This is a genomic window from Branchiibius sp. NY16-3462-2 (assembly GCF_001594145.1).
Taxonomy (GTDB): Bacteria; Actinomycetota; Actinomycetes; order Actinomycetales; family Dermatophilaceae; genus Branchiibius.
On the sequence record NZ_LVCF01000038.1, the window covers coordinates 150,665 to 168,536 of the forward strand.

The 17,872-nt window shown below is 67.2% G+C and carries 20 protein-coding genes; 11 read left to right on the forward strand and 9 right to left on the reverse strand.

Annotated elements, in window-relative coordinates; translation table 11 throughout:
• The 6 genes from AZH51_RS12515 to AZH51_RS12540 form a co-directional block, all read right to left on the reverse strand.
• Positions 1 to 660, reverse strand: coding sequence for a maleylpyruvate isomerase N-terminal domain-containing protein (locus AZH51_RS12515; protein WP_291524773.1), 660 nt, complete (start codon positions 658 to 660; stop codon positions 1 to 3).
• A gap of 74 nt (positions 661 to 734) precedes the next feature.
• The gene (locus tag AZH51_RS12520) at positions 735 to 1,502 is read right to left on the reverse strand and encodes a 2-phosphosulfolactate phosphatase (RefSeq protein ID WP_291524774.1); all 768 of its coding nucleotides are present in this window, start codon (positions 1,500 to 1,502) and stop codon (positions 735 to 737) included.
• Between the two features lie 35 nt (positions 1,503 to 1,537).
• On the reverse strand, positions 1,538 to 3,394 hold the full coding sequence (locus tag AZH51_RS12525; RefSeq protein ID WP_291524776.1) for a ubiquinol-cytochrome c reductase cytochrome b subunit: 1,857 nt from the start codon (positions 3,392 to 3,394) through the stop codon (positions 1,538 to 1,540).
• The gene (locus AZH51_RS12530; RefSeq protein ID WP_291524778.1) at positions 3,391 to 4,452 is read right to left on the reverse strand and encodes a ubiquinol-cytochrome c reductase iron-sulfur subunit; all 1,062 of its coding nucleotides are present in this window, start codon (positions 4,450 to 4,452) and stop codon (positions 3,391 to 3,393) included. Before AZH51_RS12530 ends, AZH51_RS12525 begins: the two co-directional genes overlap by 4 nt.
• The gene (locus AZH51_RS12535) at positions 4,452 to 5,231 is read right to left on the reverse strand and encodes a cytochrome c (protein WP_291524779.1); all 780 of its coding nucleotides are present in this window, start codon (positions 5,229 to 5,231) and stop codon (positions 4,452 to 4,454) included. Before AZH51_RS12535 ends, AZH51_RS12530 begins: the two co-directional genes overlap by 1 nt.
• 70 nt (positions 5,232 to 5,301) lie before the next feature.
• Entirely contained in the window at positions 5,302 to 5,952 is a 651-nt protein-coding gene (locus AZH51_RS12540) for a heme-copper oxidase subunit III (RefSeq protein ID WP_291524780.1), read from the reverse strand.
• Positions 5,953 to 6,043: 91 nt separating this feature from the next.
• Between AZH51_RS12540 and AZH51_RS12545 the strand changes: the two genes are divergently transcribed.
• Both AZH51_RS12545 and trpD read left to right on the forward strand, forming a co-directional pair.
• The gene (locus AZH51_RS12545) at positions 6,044 to 6,508 is read left to right on the forward strand and encodes a hypothetical protein (protein WP_291524782.1); all 465 of its coding nucleotides are present in this window, start codon (positions 6,044 to 6,046) and stop codon (positions 6,506 to 6,508) included.
• Complete coding sequence (trpD, locus tag AZH51_RS12550; RefSeq protein ID WP_291524784.1) at positions 6,505 to 7,584, forward strand: anthranilate phosphoribosyltransferase; 1,080 nt, start codon at positions 6,505 to 6,507, stop codon at positions 7,582 to 7,584. The genes AZH51_RS12545 and trpD overlap by 4 nt, the downstream gene beginning before the upstream one ends.
• Positions 7,585 to 7,675: 91 nt before the next feature.
• Here the strand turns inward: trpD and AZH51_RS12555 are convergent, their stop codons facing one another.
• Positions 7,676 to 7,963: an Lrp/AsnC ligand binding domain-containing protein gene (locus AZH51_RS12555; RefSeq protein WP_291524786.1), complete on the reverse strand. Its 288-nt coding sequence runs from the start codon at positions 7,961 to 7,963 to the stop codon at positions 7,676 to 7,678.
• A 35-nt stretch (positions 7,964 to 7,998) separates the two neighbouring features.
• Between AZH51_RS12555 and AZH51_RS12560 the strand changes: the two genes are divergently transcribed.
• Positions 7,999 to 8,808 carry a metallophosphoesterase family protein gene (locus tag AZH51_RS12560; RefSeq protein WP_291524788.1) on the forward strand — a complete coding sequence of 270 codons (810 nt, stop codon included), beginning with the start codon at positions 7,999 to 8,001 and terminating at the stop codon, positions 8,806 to 8,808.
• Positions 8,809 to 8,818: 10 nt separating this feature from the next.
• Here AZH51_RS12560 and AZH51_RS12565 read toward each other — a convergent pair whose 3' ends face one another.
• Complete coding sequence (locus AZH51_RS12565; protein WP_291524790.1) at positions 8,819 to 10,534, reverse strand: DEDD exonuclease domain-containing protein; 1,716 nt, start codon at positions 10,532 to 10,534, stop codon at positions 8,819 to 8,821.
• Between the two features lie 193 nt (positions 10,535 to 10,727).
• Between AZH51_RS12565 and AZH51_RS12570 the strand changes: the two genes are divergently transcribed.
• From AZH51_RS12570 to AZH51_RS12595, 6 genes are read left to right on the forward strand one after another with little or no spacing between them, the layout of a single operon-like run.
• Entirely contained in the window at positions 10,728 to 10,880 is a 153-nt protein-coding gene (locus AZH51_RS12570) for a hypothetical protein (protein WP_291524792.1), read from the forward strand.
• Between the two features lie 38 nt (positions 10,881 to 10,918).
• Entirely contained in the window at positions 10,919 to 11,803 is an 885-nt protein-coding gene (locus AZH51_RS12575; protein WP_291524794.1) for a hypothetical protein, read from the forward strand.
• A 10-nt stretch (positions 11,804 to 11,813) separates the two neighbouring features.
• A complete protein-coding gene (locus tag AZH51_RS12580) occupies positions 11,814 to 12,260 on the forward strand; it encodes an SRPBCC family protein (RefSeq protein ID WP_291524796.1) in 447 nt (148 codons plus the stop codon).
• A 38-nt stretch (positions 12,261 to 12,298) separates the two neighbouring features.
• Complete coding sequence (locus AZH51_RS12585; protein ID WP_291524798.1) at positions 12,299 to 13,291, forward strand: ROK family glucokinase; 993 nt, start codon at positions 12,299 to 12,301, stop codon at positions 13,289 to 13,291.
• The gene (locus AZH51_RS12590; RefSeq protein ID WP_291524800.1) at positions 13,288 to 14,247 is read left to right on the forward strand and encodes an ROK family glucokinase; all 960 of its coding nucleotides are present in this window, start codon (positions 13,288 to 13,290) and stop codon (positions 14,245 to 14,247) included. Before AZH51_RS12585 ends, AZH51_RS12590 begins: the two co-directional genes overlap by 4 nt.
• On the forward strand, positions 14,244 to 14,945 hold the full coding sequence (locus AZH51_RS12595; protein ID WP_291524802.1) for an endonuclease/exonuclease/phosphatase family protein: 702 nt from the start codon (positions 14,244 to 14,246) through the stop codon (positions 14,943 to 14,945). The genes AZH51_RS12590 and AZH51_RS12595 overlap by 4 nt, the downstream gene beginning before the upstream one ends.
• Here AZH51_RS12595 and AZH51_RS12600 read toward each other — a convergent pair.
• Positions 14,942 to 15,409 carry a hypothetical protein gene (locus tag AZH51_RS12600; RefSeq protein ID WP_291524804.1) on the reverse strand — a complete coding sequence of 156 codons (468 nt, stop codon included), beginning with the start codon at positions 15,407 to 15,409 and terminating at the stop codon, positions 14,942 to 14,944. The two genes, AZH51_RS12595 and AZH51_RS12600, sit on opposite strands and share 4 nt — an antisense overlap.
• Before the next feature lie 113 nt (positions 15,410 to 15,522).
• Here AZH51_RS12600 and AZH51_RS12605 point away from each other — a divergent pair, with 113 nt between their 5' ends.
• Together AZH51_RS12605 and AZH51_RS12610 are read left to right on the forward strand one after the other, a co-directional pair.
• Positions 15,523 to 16,386: a 1-acyl-sn-glycerol-3-phosphate acyltransferase gene (locus AZH51_RS12605; RefSeq protein WP_291524806.1), complete on the forward strand. Its 864-nt coding sequence runs from the start codon at positions 15,523 to 15,525 to the stop codon at positions 16,384 to 16,386.
• Positions 16,387 to 16,499: 113 nt separating this feature from the next.
• On the forward strand, positions 16,500 to 17,870 hold the full coding sequence (locus tag AZH51_RS12610; RefSeq protein WP_291525007.1) for a class II 3-deoxy-7-phosphoheptulonate synthase: 1,371 nt from the start codon (positions 16,500 to 16,502) through the stop codon (positions 17,868 to 17,870).
• Positions 17,871 to 17,872 lie beyond the last annotated feature (2 nt).

A 17,872-nucleotide genomic window follows, 5' to 3' on the forward strand; every position in this document is an offset into this window, starting at 1 on the left:
TCAGAAGGCCGACACCGGCCCGGTGCTGCGCTGCGGACGGGACAGAGCGTGAATGATCGCAGCTTGCCCGTGTCGCTGGGTCGCCACCGCCGTCAGGAGACCGGTGACTCCCTCGAAGGCGCCGGCGGGGAATTCAGGCAGGGGCAGGTCGACGCTGGCGGCCAGGTCGTCGCTGTGCACGACGATCTCCATCAACCGGGTGATGAGGAAGGCGTTCGTGGTCAGCGCCCAGCCCTGCCAGTTGAGGTATACCAGGTCACCGAAGCGGTCCATGGCGTCCGGTAGCACTGACAGGCGCGCGCGGGCCTGGTCCAGGACAGCGTCGGGGCCGTCGGCGGCGGCGTCGTTTGCCCGGTCGCGGATCGTGCTGTTGACCTCCTCGTTCAATCCCGAGTTGGCCCATGCCGCACGCCGGTAGTGCTCGAGCAGGCTGATGACCTCGGCATCGGACGGTACGTCTTGTCCAGCCAGATCGACCAGGTAGCCCACCTGCGCGAGCAGGTGCTGGGCCATCGCACCGACGCGCATTCCCTGCGCTGCGCTCGGCTCGCCCCACGCGGCCCTCACCTCCGGCCGGCTGGTCAGATCCAGTGCCAACGCGGCCGTCGTCGTAACGACACCTCGGTCGAAGGCGGTCACGAAGGCGGGATCATCGGTCACGCTTCGATGCTGCCAGAAGGGGCCGACGGGCGAGGGCCCGTGCGTGGGCCTACGCCGAAGCGAACCAGCCACCGCTACGCGCGGAATGCTCCGTCAACCAACCGCGGCGTGACGTGATCGGCGTCGAGTTGCGCGGCGTACCTCACGTCATCCTCGAATCCGCGCTGCGCCAGCTCGATCCCGCTGCCCGTGGCCGGGAGCGCGGCACGCAGGTCGTCGCGCACCGACAGGAAGGCATCCGCCGCCGCGCGAGCCTCATAGGACAGGTCCTCCCGGGGCACACCGGTGGCGGCGATCACCGCCCCCGCACCCCACAGGTCCTCGACGGCCGGCCGCAGGGTGCCATCGGGCCATTGTTCGCCGGCGGCGATCACCGAGACGGTCAGTCCCGGCTCGTCGTACAAGGCTCGGCCCAGGAACGCGCCGAGCGCCGAAGCGTTGCGCACACAACCCGCAAAGACCTGCGTGGTGCGTTCAGCGCACCACGCGCTGATGGTGGCGCCGTTGGGGGAGGGCAGCACGATCCGGGCCGGGAGACCGGGCAACTGGGCCAGCCTGGCCGGCGAAAGGGACAGCGCGTCCGGTCGGCTGGCCTCGAGCCGCCCGACGGCAGGTACGGCGCCCTGCTGCTTGGCGTACGCCGCCAGTTGGTCGTCGCGGTGGTGCCAACGGTAGGGATACACGGCCGCGCCCCGGCTGACCGCTATCGAGGTGCTGGTACTGAAGCTCAGGACGTCGACGACCACGACGACGCAGTCCGTGGCTGACGATGTCCCCAAAAGTTGTTGGGCGCCGGTCAGGCCCCAGTCGCAGCGGATACGGAAAGTTCCCTGACCGAACACGTCGGTCAGGGAACTTCCGGTGGAGCGCTGCGTGGTTACTTGTCCGCTTCCTGGTCGTACGGGGTGTTGTCGCCCGATCCGGACCCGGATGAGACCATCGCCACGCTCTCGTCGTCGACCTCTTCGGCGCCGCCGTGCAGGTGGCCCCCGAACTCAGGGGAGTGGCTCTGCGCGATGACGGCCTCTTCGAGGGCGTGGTCGGGGTCGTGGTGGTCGTGATGGGCCGCCTCGAGCTCGGCCGGTGTGACCGCGGGGACCCGATCGCGGAAGTACATGCTGGACAAGCGGGTGCGCAGCTTCGCAGCGCCCGCGCCCTTGCGTCGTACACCGTTCTCGTCGACCGGTGCGAGGTACTCCTGCGGCTCCGGGGTCTCGTAGGAGACCAGACGCCAACGGTCGTAATCGCTGAGCGGTTCGTGGGCCTCGAAGAACCGGCCCTCGGCAGTGCGCACCACTCGACCGGTCTCCCGGCCGTGCAGCACCGTCTCGCGGTCCTTGCGCTGCAGACTCAGACACAACCGCTTGGTGACCCAGTAGGCGATCACCGGTCCGATGAAGACCATCGCCCGGAACACGTTGGTGATGTCGTTGATCGACAGGTGCAACTTGATCGCCATGATGTCGTTGCCCGCGGCGAAGAACAGCACACCGTAGAAGGTCAGCATCGCCATACCCAGGCCGGTGCGCGTCGGCGCGTTGCGCGGCCGGTCCAGGATGTGGTGCTCGCGTTTGTCGCCAGTGACCCACGACTCCAGGAACGGGTAGATACCCGCAACGGTCCACATCGCCGGGATCAGCAGGATGGCACCGATCATCACGTTGAACGACCAGGTGTGGCCGAGCAGGGTGAACTCCAGGAAGCCGGGTAGTAATCGCAGGGCGCCGTCAGCAAAGCCCATGTACCAGTCCGGTTGCGAACCAGCGGTGACCTGGGTGGGTTCGTACGGGCCGTACATCCAGATCGGGTTGATGGTGACCAGGGCCGCGATCAGGGCGGTGAAGCCGAACACGATGAAGAAGAAACCGCCGGCCTTGGCGGTGTAGACCGGCATCAGGCGGAAGCCGACGACGTTCTTGTTGGTGCGGCCCGGCCCGGGGTACTGGGTGTGCTTGTGCACCATCACCAGGATGATGTGCGCGGTGAACAGACCCACGATGATCGCCGGCAACAACAGGACGTGCACGGTGAACAGGCGCGGAATGATCGCCTCACCGGGGAAACCGCCGCCGAACAGGAAGTAGGCGATGTAGGAACCCACGATGGGGATCGAGAGCATGAAGCCCTGCGCTGCGCGTAGACCGGTACCGGACAGCAGGTCATCCGGCAACGAGTATCCGGCGAATCCCTCGACCAGGGCCAGCATGAACAGGATCAGACCGATGATCCAGTTGATCTCTCGCGGCTTGCGGAACGCGCCGGTGAAGAACACCCGGAACATGTGCAGCATGATCGCCACGATGAACAGCAGCGCCGCCCAGTGGTGGATCTGCCGGATCAACAATCCGCCGCGCACCGACAACGAGATGTCGACGGTCGACTTGTAGGCCTCACTCATCTGGACGCCGCGCAACGGGATGTAGTCACCGTTGTAGACGACGTGACCCGCGCTCGGGACGAACCAGAACGTCAAGAAGGTACCGGTGAGCAGCAGGATGATCAGCGAGTACATCGCGATCTCACCCAGCATGAAGGACCAGTGGTCGGGGAAGACCTTCCTCATGAGGTACTTCACGCCACCGGCAGCGCCGGTGCGCTCGTCGAACCAGTTGGCTACCTTGCCGACGGCGCCGCCGCCGCCCTCAGGAGCGGTTGCACGCTCGTCCTTGGCGTCGCGGGCGCGGAGCGAGTCCGGACCCAATTGATCGGGTCGCACGGTGGATTCGGTGCTCATGCGCGCTCCCAGAACGACGGGCCGACCGGCTGCTGGAAGCCTTGGGCGGCGATCAGATATCCCTCATCATCAACCGCGATCTTCAACTGCGGCAACGGCCTTTTGGCGGGGCCGAAGATGACCTCGCAGTCGTTGGTCATGTCGAAGGTCGACTGGTGGCAGGGGCACAGCAGGTGGTGGGTCTGTTGTTCGTAGAGACCGACCGGGCAGCCGACGTGCGTGCAGATCTTCGAGTAGGCAACGACACCGCCGATACCCCACTCCTTCTGGCGCTCACTGCGGATCTTGGACTCCTCCAGCTTCACCAGAAGGACCGATGCCTTGACCTTCTCGTTCAGCGGGTGCTCGGTGTCGTCGATTCCTTCGGGCAGTACGTGGAACGCCGAACCCATCGTGACGTCGCTCAGGCGGATCGCAGTGCCCGCGGGGTCACGCATCAACCGGCGCGGCTTGCCGTTGGGCAGTTTGGTGTCCCACAGCGTTGTGGACAGGTCGTTGCCCGGCAGGGGACCGAGGCCGCCCACCAACTGCACGCCGAGCGGGATCGCGAACAACCCCAGCGCGCCGCCGAGGGTGTACTTGATCAACGGCCGCCGTTTGATCTGGGAGACCTCGGCACCCTCGTTGAGGACCTCCAGGGCGCCGGCGCGGGCTTCGTCGGTGGAACGCAACTCGTGGCGTTCCTCGACGACTTCCTCGTCGGACATGATTGTCTTGGCCCAGTGCACGGCGCCGAAACCGATGCCGAGCAGCGAGATCGCCAAGGTCACGCCCAGTGCGAAGTGCAGTGCCTTCATCGGGCCGATCAACGGCAACGTGATGAGGTCGTCCTTGCCGATGGCGAAGTAGAAGACGACGAACAGCACCGTGGCGGTCATCGACAGCACGAACAAGCTGGCGACCTGGCGCTCGTAGCGACGGGCCACCTGGGGGTCGTCGTCACCGAACCGGTGCACGTGCGGCGGCAGGCCGGGGTTGGCGAAGACCTCTGAGGAGTCGGTCTGCTCCAGCTCGGTGCCGTGCTCGTTGCTGGGGGAGTGAGTGACGTCACTACTCATCAGGCGGCCTTCTTTCCTAGCCAGACCGCTGCTGCGATCAGCATGCCGATACCCAACGTCCAGATGAATAGGCCCTCTGGGACGGGACCCAGGTTGCCCAGGGTGTGGCCGCCCTGGCTGGGCTCGTCCTTGACGTTCTTCAGATAGCTGATGATGTCGGCCTTGTCCTGGGGGGACAGGTTGTCATCGTTGAACACCGGCATGGACTGCGGACCGGTGAGCATGGCCTCGTAGATGTGCTTGCCAGATACATCCATCAGGGACGGTGCGTACTTACCGCGGGTCAGGGCGCCACCGGAACCGGCGAAGTTGTGGCACATCGCGCAGTTGACGCGGAACAACTCGCCACCACGGGCGATGTCGCCGTCACCGGTGGTGTATTTGCTGTCCGGTACTGAAGGCCCGGGACCGAGCGAGGCAACGTATGCCGCGAGTTGCTTGATCTCGTCGGGGGAGAACTGCACCTCACCGGCCTGGGCCTGGGTGCCGGGCTGGGCCAGCGGCATGCGGCCGGTACCGACCTGGAAGTCCGTGGCCGCGGCACCGACGCCGACCAGCGACGGCCCCTCGTTGGTGCCCGTGGCGTTCAACCCGTGACAGGTGGCGCAGTTGGACAAGAACAACGCCTTACCGGCCGCTACGTCGTCGGCGGTACTGGCAGCAGCGTCGGCATCCTTGGGCGCCAGCACGGCGTACAGACCGCCGGTGATCACCAATGCAAGGAGCAACACGAGCAGCAACGCGGCGGGGTGCCGTCGTCGTGCGGCGAGGAAGCTCACAAGTCAATCCTGTCGTCGTGGTCGAACAATGCAATTGTGCGCCGGAAACCCGGCAAAACGGAGGACCTGCCTACTTGAGCAGGTAAATGGTGAAGAACAGCGCGATCCAGACCACATCGACGAAGTGCCAGTAGTACGAGGTCACGATCGCGCCGGTGGCCTGGTGGTGGGTGTAGCGGCGGCTGGTGAACGTGCGCCCGATGATCAGCAGGAACGCAATCAGACCGCCGGTCACGTGCAGTCCGTGGAAACCGGTGGTGATGTAGAACATCGACCCGTACGCGTCAGAGTTGATCGAGATGCCCTCCCCGAACATCTCGGAGTACTCCATCACCTGACCGGCGACGAAGATCGCACCGAAGATGTAGGTGAGGACGTACCACTCGCGCATACCCCATTTGCGGAAGTCCAGCAGCGAGCCGGTGCGTGCCGGCTGACCCTGCTCCGCCTTGAAAACACCCCACTGGCACCAGACCGAGGAGATGACCAGGATCAGGGTGTTCACCGCGGCGTACGGGACATTCAGGTGGGACGTGCGGTCGTGCCACAGGTCAGGAGCGGTCGAGCGAATGGTGAAGTACATCGCGAACAGACCGGCGAAGAACATCAACTCGCTGGCCAGCCAAACCATCGTGCCGACCGCGGTCATGTTCGGCCGGGTGACCGGTCCGTGTCCGGTCGGAATCGCGGAGGGTGCACTCGCACTCGTTGCTGTCGCCACGAGAGCATTATGGACCCCCACAGGTTGCCGTGTGGTTCCGACCCCCGAGGTTGCCCCCGAATTGTGATCAGAGCACCGATAACATCGGGATATGTCCGCCTCATCGCCCGAGTTGGCTAGTCCCTCTTCCGTTCCCGCCGCAGATGCCGCCTCTGCCGCGCCCGCCGTGACCCCAGTGCGTGTGTTGCTCTACAGCGACGATGTTGCTGTTCGCGACGCGGTGCGCGTCGGGGTCGGGCGCCGCCCGGCCAAGGACGTCGAAATCGTCGCCTGGCACGAGTGCGCGACACCCGAGGCCGTGATCGAGCAGGCGGACGCCGGGGGGCACGACCTGCTCATCCTGGATGGCGAGGCGGCCCCCGCGGGAGGGCTGGGTCTGACCAAACAACTGAAGAACGAGATCTTCGACTGCCCGCCGGTGATCGTCCTGACCGGACGGCCCGCCGACGGCTGGTTGGCCTCCTGGTCGCAGGCGGATGCGGCCGTGCCGCACCCGTTGGATCCGCTGCAGTTGTGCGCGACGATCGCCGAGGTCGTCCGCACGCATATCGCGTGACCGCCTCCGCCGCGACCGGCCGGACCTGGCCGGTGCTGTTGCGCGCCCTGCTGGGCGGGCAGGACCTGAGCCACGAGGACACCGCGTGGGCGATGGACCAGATCATGTCCGGCGCGGCCACCGAGGTCCAGATCGCCGGTTTCCTGGTTGCCCTTCGTGCCAAAGGGGAGACGCCCGCCGAGTTGGGCGGGCTCGCGGCGAGCATGATCGATCACGCGGTCCCGATCGAGGTCGCCGGGCCGACGCTGGACATCGTCGGCACCGGCGGCGACCAGGCGCACACCGTGAACATCTCCACGATGTCCGCGGTCGTGGCAGCCGGCGCCGGGGCGCGGATCGTCAAACACGGCAACCGCGCCGCGTCCAGTCGTTCGGGCTCGGCTGATGTCCTCGAAGCGCTGGGTGTGCGCCTGGACCTGCCGGCAGCCGCTGTGCAAGCGGTGGCCGAGCAGGCCGGCATCACCTTCTGCTTTGCCCAGACCTTCCACCCGGCGATGCGCTACGCCGCCACGACCCGTAGTGGGTTGGGTGTCCCGACGACCTTCAACGTCCTCGGTCCGCTGACCAACCCGGCGCGCGCCACCCACGCCGCCGTGGGTGCTGCTGACGCACGGGTCGCTGCACTGATGGCCCAGGTGTTCGCGGACCGCGGCACGCAGGCAGCGGTGTTCCGCGGCGATGACGGCTTGGACGAACTCACCGTGACCGGCACCTCGACGCTGTGGTGGGTGCGCGACGGTGTGGTGTCACGGCATCAGGTCGATCCGGCTGCTCTGGGGATGGAACTGGCGCCGGTGGACGCCTTGCGCGGCGGCGACGCCGCGACCAACGCCGCTATCGCGCGGGAGGTCTTCAGCGGGGCCCGGCGGGACGCCGTACGTGATGCGGTGCTCCTGAACGCCGGAATCGCACTGGCCGTGCTCGATGCCGACCACGGTGGCCGGTTCGGCACCGGTGACTCGTTCGAGGCGGCCCTGTCCGCCGGCGTCGACCGGGCAGCACAGTCCATTGATTCGGGCGCGGCGGCTGCAGCGCTCGAGCGCTGGGTGGCGGCTTCAGCGGCGCTGTCCGGCTGACCACCTGTTTGCGGCACAACTTGCGCGAGGCGGGCAGGATTGTGCGGTTCCAGCTTCTGCTTGCCGCACAACCTGCGCTAGACGGGTTACCTCAGGCGTCTTCGTCGAGCCCGAGCGCGAAGGCTGCGTCAAGGTCCTGGCTGGCGTAGGTCCGGAACGCGATGTGCGTCTCGGAGTCCAGCACACCGGGGACCTTGTTCAGCTTGTCAGAGACCACCTCGGCGATCTCGTCGTGACCGGCCACCTTGACGACCGCGATCAGATCCACGTCACCGGTCACCGAGTACACCTCGGCCACACCGGAGAGGTTGGCGATCGCCTGACCGACCTCTGGGATGCGCTGGACGTCGGCCTTGATCATCACGATGGCGGAAATCACGTTGCCAGGATATCGCCCGTCTATAGTCGCCCGACGTGACCACTCCCTCCGCGCTCAGCCGCATAGCTCTTATCTCGGATGTTCACGGCAACCTCACGGCCTTGGAAGCCGTGTTGGCGGATATCGAGGCTCGCGGGATCGACCGCATCTTCAACCTCGGTGACTACGTCGGTAAAGGTCCGCGCGGCCGCGAAGTCGTCGACGTCTGCCGGGACCGCTGTGAGGTCAACATCTTGGGCAACTGGGACGATTTCCTGCCCGACCCGGACCGGACCGCCGATAACCCGGCACTGGCCTGGTGGTTGCACCAACTCGGACCGGGGCAGGGACGTTGGCTGCGCTCGCTGCCGTTCTCACACGACTTCACCATGAGTGGTCGCCGCATCCGGATCTTCCACGCCTCCGAAGAAACGGTGCACCGTAGGGTTCGGTTCGATCATGACGAGTCGGAGTTCCTTGGGTTGTTCCAGAACACGCCAGCGACGGGCGACGGGCCGGCGCCGGATGTGATCGGGTATGCCGACACCCACGATCCCTACTACGAGACCGACCGAGGCCGCCGCACGGTGTTCAACACCGGCAGCGTGGGCAACTGTATGGGCGACCCCACTCCGGTCTACGTCGTCCTCGAGGGGGTGCCGGACTGCACTGTCGATGCGCCCTTTTCGATCTCGTTCGTCCGGGTGCCCTACGACGCGGAGGCTGAGCTCTCCGTCGCTGCCGCGATGGCCATGCCTGACTTCGACGCCTACGCGCTGGAACTGCGTGAGGGGGTCTACCGCGGCTACCTTGGCAGCGGGGAAGCCCCCGCGTACCACCGTCGTCCGCGCAGCGGGTCCTCCTAGCGACGACACGTCACGGCATCGGTCGGGCGGCGAGGAGTTCGCGTTGCCGCCCTACTCCGCCCCTCGGGCAGGTCCAGGACCCGACGATGTCCACCAGGCGAACCCCGGGCTGCTCGAGCCAGTCCAGGATCTGCTCGGTCTCTGCCGGGTGGGCAGCCGGCATCGGGGGGACCGGCTCGCTGACGACTTCGGCCGCGGCGACCATGGCCTGGATGTACGGCGTGGGGTCGGCCCGCGGGGGCGTCACCGTGGTGCCGGCCAGGCGACCGTGCCGCACGCAGACGACCTCCCAGCCGCCGCCGGCGCTGCGCCGCGCAGCGACCAACTCGGCGATCGCCGCCAGTGGTGCGATCCGCTGGGTGCGGGCCAACGCCCGCACCAGGCTCAGCATCCGGTCACGCACGATGCCAGCATCCTCGAAGCGTTCCTGAACGCTCAACTCGACCATCCGGTCCTGCAGTGCCTGGATGATCGTGGCCGCATCGGCGCTCAGCGCGTGCTGCGCGCGGCCGGCGATCTCGGCGTACTCCTGATGGCTCTGCTGGCCGGTGCACGGTGCGCCGCACTTGCCCAATTCGGCCAGGGCACAAGCGGATCGGCGGCCGGGAACCAGGGCGCCGGTGCACCGGCGCAGGGGAAGTACGTCGTGCAATGCCTCCAGTGCGGCCTCCGCCTGCCCGCGGCTGCCGAACGGCCCGGCGTACGTGGCGCCGTCGTCCCGGACGCTCCGCACGATCGACAACCGGGGGAAGCGTTCGACGGTCAACTTGATCCACACCGCCTTCTCGGGTCGCTTCGAGCGTCGGTTGTACGGCGGTTTGTGCTCGGCAATGAGGCGCAACTCCCGCACTCCGGCCTCCAGGCCGCTGCCGCACACGATCGGGGTGACCTCCGTGGCGATGGCGACCATCTCGGCCATCCGGGTGCGTTGCTCACTGGCGGTGAAATAGCTGCTGACCCGCCGGCGGATATCGACCGAGGTACCGACGTACAGCGGTCGCCCCGTGGCGTCTTTGAAGATGTAGACACCCGGTTTGCTGGGAAGACCCGCGGCCAGGACTCGTTTGCGTCGCTGGGCAGGGGTGACCCGGCTGGTGTACGACTGCAACTCCTCCAGCGTCTGGACCCCCAGGTTGCCCACCCGGGCGATCAACGCGTGGAGGACATCAACGGTGGCCCGGGCGTCGTGCAGCGCGCGGTGGTCCGGCGTCTGGGTAGCGCCGAAAAGCGTTGCCAGAGAACTGAGTTTGCGGTTCGGAGCCTCGTCGTTGCTCACCAGCTGCCGCGCCAGGTGCACGGTGTCGATCACCGGGAAACCCGGCCAGGTCAGCCCGAGCCCCGCCGTCGCGGTTTTCAGGAAGGTCACGTCGAACGGCGCGTTATGCGCGACCAGCACACTGTCACGGGCGAATTCAAGAAAGGCCGGAAGCGCCTGGTCGATGCGCGGTGACCCGGCGACCATCGAGTCGGTGATGCCGGTCAGGACCGAGATGAACGCGGGGATGCTCTGACCAGGATTGACCAGCGTCTGGAACTCGCCCAGCACCTGCCCGCCGCGCACCCGCACCGCGCCGATCTCGGTGATGCCGTCCGTCGACGCGCGGCCTCCGGTCGTCTCCAGGTCCACCACCACGAACGTCACGTCGGACAACGGACGCCCGAGGTCCTCGAACGTCGCCTGCACGAAGTCGTGACGGGCGGCGTTGCGAGTGGAGGTGATGGTCATGTCGTCAACGTAGGAGGCGGGTCCGACAACCTTCCGTCGCGACACGCGTAGCGGGAGGTTGTCGGTGCTGGCACCTAGCGTCTGGGTTGTCAAGGAAAGGAGGGTCGTGATGTCCCCAGGAAGTTATCCCGACGAAGTGTTCGTCGAGTGCCGCAATTGCCCTGTGCGACGGACACATTGCGCGGATTGCATGGTGACCGCCCTGTGGCAGTTGCCGGTCCCGCAGCGCCTGGACGACCGGGAGCGGCGAGCTGTGGATCTGCTGGTCGGGCACGGATTGGTGAGCGTTGCCGCCGCTGCTGATGCTCGCGTTGCCGATGAGCGCGTACGCCGAGGCGTCGGCTGACCGAGTGTGCTCACCGGTTCGGGTGGTTGGATCAGCGCATGGTCACCCGGCGGTCGGTGCTGCGCGCGATCAGTGCGCTTCCCGCCGCCGCTGTCGCGTCGTCGATAGCCGGCTGCACCCGCTCCGGCGATCGCGAAGCGTCCACCGACAGTGCCCTGCCTTCTGCGGCCTCCTCCGGCGTCTCGACCAGCGTGTCGCCGTCCGGGATCGCGATCACGTTCGAGCCAGGCGTGAGTGCCCAGGTCCGCGAGCAGACTCCCGCACTGGTTGACGCTGCTGCGAGCCGGGTCCGGTCGGTGTGGAGCGCACCGCTGGCGGCCGTCGGCCGCTCGATAAGCGGTCCTCGCAGCGTGCAGGTGACCGCGACCCAGGACCAGTTCGTCGCGCTCGGCGGGGCGAGCGGCCAGGAGGTTGCCGCCACCACACTCGCCGACGGAAGTGTAGTCCTCGCTCCGGATGTGTGGACCGGGACCACGCGGGAGGGGCGGATCGTGGTGATCGCCCACGAACTGACCCACGTCGTACTCAACAGTCAGTCCAGTCCCTCGGCGCGGTGGTTGGTCGAGGGTCCACCGGAGTGGACCGCATACCAGGACACCTCTCTGTCGCTGCCAGCCATCGCGCCCCGGGTGGCTGCTGCGGTCCGGGCGGGCCGCCCGGCCGGCGGTCCACCGGCCAATACCGAGTTCACCGACGGGCCGTTGCAAGCGGCGTACCAGAGCGCCTTCACCTGGTGCACGTTCCTGGTCCAGCGATCGACGGCCGAGACATTCACCGCCTTCGTCCTGGACGCCACGGACCAGTCGGCAGACCGGCTGCCGACCATCTTCCAGGCGCACTTCGGGTCATCCATCGCGTCCCTGGTGGGTGAGTACCAGGACTTCCAGCGGACGACCTTCGGCGCCGGGGCCCCGAGCGCGTAGGGTCTGCCCCATGAGCGACAGCACACGGGCCAGCGTGGTCATCGAAGCACCTAGTGCGGCAGTCCTGGACGTGATCGCCGACTTCGAGGAGTACCCCGTGTGGGCCGAGCAGGTGAAACGCGCGACGGTGCTGGAGGAGGACGAAGGTGGGTGGCCCCTGCAGGTCGAGTTCGTGCTGGACGCGGGCGTCATCAAGGACACCTATGTCCTGAACTACGACTGGCAGGTCGACGAGAGCGGTGAGGGCACGGTGCGCTGGTCCCTGGAGCGCTCGAACCTGCTGAAGTCGATGGACGGTTCCTACACGGTGCGCTCGTCGCCCGCCGGCACCGACGTCGTCTATGAACTCTCGGTTGCGGTGACCATCCCGGTGGTCACCATGTTGCGCCGCAAAGCCGAGCGGATGATCATCGACACCGCGTTGCGCGGTCTGAAGCAGCGCGCCGAGTCGCTCTGACCGGTCAGCGGCCGACCCCGATCCAGAAGGAAAACAGCGTGGCGTGGAGTATCGGCATCGACATCGGCGGCACGAAGATAGCCGGTGGGTTGGTCGATGACAGTGGCCGGATCGTGCAGCACGAACGGGTGGCAACCCCTGCGACCGATCCGCACAACATCGTCGTCGCCGTCGGTGGACTGATCCAGCGGCTCGCGGCGCGTAGCCCGCAACCGCTGACGGGGGCCGGAGTCGCTTCGGCTGGCTATGTCGACAAGATCGGGTCGACGGTGCTGTTCGCGCCCAACCTGGCGTGGCGCGACGAGCCGTTGAAGGCAAGGCTGGCCGCCTACACCGACCTGCCCGTCCTGATCGAGAATGACGCCAACGCAGCGGCTTTCGGGGAATTCCGGTACGGCGCCGGCCGCGATATCGACGACATGATCATGGTGACCGTCGGAACGGGCGTCGGTGGTGGCATCGTCATCGGCGGCCGGTTGCTGCGCGGCGCGTTTGGTCTGGCCGGGGAGATCGGCCACATGCGGGTCGTGCCGGGCGGTACCCGCTGCGGTTGCGGCAACCGCGGCTGTCTGGAGGCCTACGGCAGTGGTACCGCCCTGGTGCGGGAGGCCCGGGAAATGGTCATCTCCGGCAGTGCGTACGCCGCTCGACTGGCGGAACTGTGCGCAGGTGACCCCAGCACCCTGATCGGTTCCCAGGTCACCCAGGCAGCCCACGAGGGTGACCCGGCCAGTCAGGAGCTGCTCGCCGAGTTGGGCCGGTGGATCGGTGAGGCATGCGCCTCGCTGGCCGCGTTGTTCGACCCCGAACTCTTCGTCATCGGCGGGGGAGTCGCCGACGCCGGCGACCTGCTGCTGGATCCGATCCACGCCGGTTTCGCCGCCCAGTTGACCGGCCGGGGTTATCGCCCGGAGGCGACCTTCGTCAAAGCCGAACTGGGTAACGATGCGGGAGTGATCGGTGCCGCCGCGCTGGCGGCCGAACTCCCGGAGCCGGACCGTCGGGCGGCAGACAGCGCCTCGGACCAATGACCGCAGTCACCGCGATCGGGGTCGACATCGGCGGCACGAAAGTCGCAGCCGGCGTCGTCACCGACGAGGGTGTGGTGACCGCCCGGGCGCGGCGGGACACACCGCACCGATCCACCCGTCCGGAGGTCGTCGAGGACGTCATCGTCGACGCGGTCCAGGAGTTGCTCACCCCGCAGGTGAGCGCAGTGGGGATCGGCGCCGCCGGATTCGTCTCGTCCATGACCGGCCGGGTGGTGTTCGCTCCCCACCTGTCGTGGCGCGATGAGCCCCTCGGCGAACGGCTGGCCGCCCGACTACCGGTCCCGGTCTTCGTCGACAACGACGCCAACACCGCCTGCTGGGCAGAGCACCGGTTCGGTGCTGCGGCCGGCGAACGCAACGTGGTGATGGTCAATCTCGGGACCGGCATCGGGGGCGCCGTACTGATCGACGGCACCCTGCGGCGCGGTGAGTTCGGGATCGCGGGGGAGTTCGGGCACATGCAGGTCGTGCCGGGCGGTCACCGGTGCGAATGCGGCAACCGCGGTTGCTGGGAGCAGTATGCCAGTGGCAACGCCCTTGTGCGAGAGGCGCGTTCTCTGGTCGAGGCGAAGGCCCCCATCGCTGCGGATCTGGCGGCGCGCTGTGGTGACGACCCCACCTTGCTGACCGGTCCCATGATCACCGAAGCGGCCCGCGACGGTGACCCGACCGCGGCAGAGTTGCTGGCCGAGGTGGGCGAGTGGCTCGGGGTCGGGATCGCTGGCCTGGCGAACGCGTTCGATCCGGCGCTATTCGTGATCGGGGGTGGCGTGAGCGCCGCGAAGGAACTGTTGCTCGAGCCCGCGCGGAAGTCGTTTCGCAAGCACCTGACGGGTCGCGGTTATCGCCCCGAAGCCCGGTTGGTCGCTGCGGCACTGGGTAACGAAGCGGGTCTGGTCGGTGCCGCGGACCTGGCGCGGGCGAGCGTGCGATGACCCGAGCAGCCGACGTCGTGCGGGTCGCGAGTTACAACATCCATGCTCTGAAGAACGACCGGGTCGCGCTGCGGCGCGTGGTGGTGGCCATCGCCCCGGATGTGTTGCTGTTGCAAGAGGTTCCGCGTCATCCGCTGTCCTCGCACCGGATCGCTGCGTTGGCGGCCGACTTCGGTCTGACGTGGTCCGGCGGGTCTCGTGGCAGAACCAGTACCACGGTGATGACCAGCCTGCGAGTCGATCAACAAGCGGCGTGGCGGGAGTCTTTGCCGACGCCCCCGTTCAGTGAGCCACGCGGGTACGCCGCGGTGCGGGTTGCGCTGCCCGGTTGCCAACCGCTGACCGCGGTCGGCACGCACTTGGGCCTGCCCGCGGCCGATCGGGCCGCCCAAGCCACCGTTCTGGCTGATCGACTTCGTCGGATCCCGGGCCCGGTCATCCTGGGTGGCGATATCAACGAGGAACGGGGCGGCCCGGCCTGGCAGCAGTTCGGCGCGGTATTGGTGGCCGCGCCCGACCCCGGCAACACGTTTCCGGCGACGAATCCGGACCGTCAACTCGACGCGTTCTGGTCCACTCCGGGTCTGTCGGTGGAGGTGGCCGATCCCAGTACCTGCGGTACCTCGAGGGACCGGGCGCTAGCCAGTGACCACCTGCCCGCAGTGATCGACGTGCGCCTGCCGCAGCGCAAGAGCTAGAGCACAGCCCCGTCGTCGTGATCGTCCGGGTCGCGCGACCACGGTTGGCGCATCACCAGCATCACCAGGCCGGCCCCGAACAACAGACAGGCAAGGGTCCACCACAGCCAACCGGCGTACGGATCCAGGAACAACAGATAGGCGATCCACAGCGGTCCGCCGACCAGGGCACCGACGATCGCCCACAACTGCATGTCCTCTTCGGGCAGATCCTCCAGTTCCGGCGGCTCGAACCTCTCGTCCAGCAGAGAGTGCGAGCCGGAGTCCGGCACCCGCCAGCCGGTCGGCAACTGCAGAGGCGGTGTGGCAGGTTCGTCGTGCTCGACGTCGTCGGCCGGGTGGTCGTGGTCGTGGTCGTGGTCGTGGTCGGCGTTCATCGCCGCGACGATCTGCGCGAACCTGAGGTCGTAATCGGCCTGCGCCGCCAGCTCGGCCTGCTCGTCGTCGCGAGGGTCGGGGCTCATCGGCCTGCTGCCTTCGGCGCACCGGCTCGCGACATGTCGCCATTGTGTCACCGACAGTGCGCCCGACGTAGCGTCGGCTGGGTATTGTTCGAGTCGTCGTCCAAGGAGGTCCGATGTATTGGTTGCTCAAGCACGTGCTGCTGGGTCCATGGTTGCGATGGATCTTCAAGCCCGAGGTCGAGGGCGTCGAGAACGTTCCCGCCCAGGGGCCGGCGATCCTGGCGAGCAATCACTTGTCGTACACCGACTGGCTGTTCATGCCGTTGGTCATCTCGCGGCGCGTCACCTTCGTGGCGAAGGCCGATTACTTCGTCGGCGGTGGGATCAAGGGCGGCTTCCAGAAGTGGTTCTTCTCCAACACCGGGCAGGTTCCGATCGACCGATCAAGCGGTGATGCTGCCGCCGGCGCGTTGAACACCGGCTTGCAGATCCTGGCCGGGGGCGAGTTGTTCGGGATCTTCCCCGAGGGCACCCGATCGCACGACGGCCGTCTCTACAAAGGCAAGACCGGTGTTGCCCGGATGGCTCTGGCTGCACAGGTTCCGGTGATCCCGGTAGCAGTGATCGGCACCGACGAGATCGCACCTCCGGGCAAGGTGTTCGGTCGCCTGGTGCACCCGCAGGTCCGCTTCGGCAAGGCCATGGACTTCTCGCGCTACTACGGCATGGAGGACGACCGCTTCGTCCTGCGCTCGATCACCGACGAAATCATGTACCAGCTGATGCTGCTGTCTGGCCAGGAGTACGTCGACATCTACGCAGCCAAGGCGAAGAGCAAACTGGCCCAGGTCGCCCGCAACATTGGTGAGGGTGCGGCCACCGTGGCCACGAACATCGGTGAGGGTGCAGCGGCGGTCGCAACCAACCTCAACGACAAGATCCACGCCGCACGCGCGGGAGATGACAACGTGGCGGACGATCCGGGCGCCGACAACCAGCCCGTGGCCGTCGCGGTTGAGACGGCCAGAGAGGCCTGAGCACCAGTCCCACTTCCTGAGCGGGCGGTCGGCGTGATTCGCTGCCAACTGAAGGTCGCCGTACCCTGCTGGTTGTGAGAAGTGCCCTGGATGTACGCGGCGATGAGGCTTTCATGTTCGAACAGGTGACGGACGGTTCCGTCGGCGGCCACCTCGACTGGCCGTCGCTGCCAGCTGCCCAGCAGCCCACCTGGCCCGATGAAGGGGCCTTGCAGCAGGTCCGCGCCGAGCTCGCAACGATGCCGCCGCTGGTGTTCGCCGGGGAGTGCGACGATCTGCGCACCCAGCTGGCCCGCGCTGCGGCCGGCGAGGCGTTCGTGCTGCAGGGCGGCGACTGCGCCGAGCGGTTCGCCGAGGCCACCGCCGACAATATCCGGGACCGGATCAAGACGATCCTGCAGATGAGCGCGGTACTGACCTACGGCGGCTCGACGCCGGTCATCAAGATGGGCCGGATGGCCGGGCAGTTCGCCAAGCCGCGCAGCAAGGACACCGAGACCCGGGGCGAGGTCACACTGCCCGCCTTCCGCGGCGACATCGTGAATGACTTCGCGTTCACCGACGAGGCACGCCGCCCTGACCCGAACCGGTTGCTGCGCGCGTACCACACCTCCTCAGCCACGCTGAACCTCGTGCGCGCCTTCACCACCGGCGGTTTCGCCGACCTGCGCCGCGTTCACGAATGGAACCGTGGCTTCATCGCCAACGCCGCCTACGCGCGCTACGAGACGACCGCGGCCGAGATCGACCGGGCGATGAAGTTCATGGCGGCCTGTGGCGTGGACTTCGATGAGTTGCGCACGGTGGAGTTCTTCGCGGCCCACGAAGCCCTGTTGCTGGACTACGAGCAGCCGCTCACCCGGATCGACTCGCGGACGGGCAACCGTTACGACGTGTCCGGGCACTTCCTGTGGATCGGGGAGCGCACCCGTCAACTGGACGGTGCGCACCTGGACTTCGCCGCGCGAATCCACAACCCGATCGGCGTCAAGCTCGGACCGACCGCCGACACCGACGACATCCTGACCATGATCGACCGCCTGGACCCGGAGCGGGAGCCGGGCCGGCTGACCTTCATCACCCGGATGGGCGCCGGTCAGATCCGGGACAAGCTGCCGCGCATCGTGGAGAAGGTCGCGGCCAGCGGCGCGCCCGTGGTGTGGGTGTGCGACCCGATGCACGGCAACACCTACGAGAGCTCCACGGGCTACAAGACCCGTGAGTTCGACCAGGTCATCGACGAGGTGCGCGGCTTCTTCGAGGTGCACGACGCACTGGGGACCATCCCGGGCGGCCTGCACGTCGAACTCACCGGCAACGACGTCACCGAGTGCGTCGGTGGGTCGGAGAAGATCCTCGACGCCGATCTGGAGAAGCGGTACGAGACCGCGTGCGACCCGCGGCTGAACCACCAGCAGTCGTTGGAGATGGCCTACCTGGTCGCCGAGATGCTCAGCGACCGCAAGAAGCGCAGCCAGGGCTGAGG